Source organism: Pseudomonas sp. B22(2017) (assembly GCF_002113105.1).
GTDB lineage: Bacteria > Pseudomonadota > Gammaproteobacteria > Pseudomonadales > Pseudomonadaceae > Aquipseudomonas > Aquipseudomonas asiatica.
The window spans coordinates 1-926 of record NZ_NEJN01000036.1 but is presented as its reverse complement, the minus strand read 5'-3'; the positions used below and the strand labels follow the sequence as shown (position 1 = coordinate 926).

Annotated in this window: 1 protein-coding gene; it reads right to left on the bottom strand. The window is 66.4% G+C overall.

From position 1 onward, the window contains the following. Positions 1-926 (bottom strand): condensation domain-containing protein (locus CAG18_RS25910; protein WP_256573458.1); only part of this gene is annotated, 926 nt, incomplete at both ends.

Here is a 926-nt window from a genome sequence, read left to right as displayed (position 1 = left end):
CGACGATATGGTGCAGGGTCAGCACCAGCACGTGCTGGTCCGCCGCCAGGCCCAGCAGCCTGGCCCGCAGCAGCGGCCCCTGCTCCAGGTCGAACGGTTTCCCTGCTTCGGCTTCGACCCAGGTCCGCACAGCGGCCTCGTCGGCGTGCGCCTGCTCCTCGATGGCCAGCTCGAACGGCACTTGATCATGAATGACCTGCACTGCCTGCTCGCCATCCAGGCGGAAGGTGGTACGCAGGGTTTCGTGACGCTCGATCAAGGCGCCGAAAGCCTGTTGCAGGGCGGCGACATCCAGCGCCCCGGCCAGCTTCAGTGCGGCCGGAATGTTGTAGGTGGCGCTGTGCGGTGCCCATTGCCACAGGAACCACTGTCGTTGCTGGGCGTAGGAAAGCGCCAGCGGCTGCTTCCGGGAAACCCGTGCAATGACGGCAGAGCAAGCCTGCTCACCTTGCGCTGCAAGCCTGGCGAAGTCGGCCAGGCTCGACGTTTCGAACAGCGCACGCAACTGCAGCTCCACGCCCAGGCTCTGACGTACCCGGGAGATCACCTGGACGGCAAGCAAGGAATGCCCACCCAGTTCAAAGAAGTTGTCGCCCAGGCCCACCCGCTCAAGCTTCAGCACATCGGCCCAGATTGCCGCGATCTGTTGTTCCAGTTCACTCTGCGGGGCCACGTATGCCGCTTGCAGCAGACTGGCGTCCGGTTGCGGCAATGCACGGCGGTCCAGCTTGCCGTTGGCGGTCAACGGCAGCCTGGCCAGGAACAGCAGGTGGGCCGGCACCATGTAGTCCGGCAGGCTCGCCTTCAGCGCAGTGCGCAGCGCCTCGCGCTCGGCAGCCTGGGCCTCGGTGCTGGCCATCACGACCGCATCGGCAGGCACCACATAACCCACCAGCTGCTTGCCGCCCGGGCCGTCCTGGGCCAGG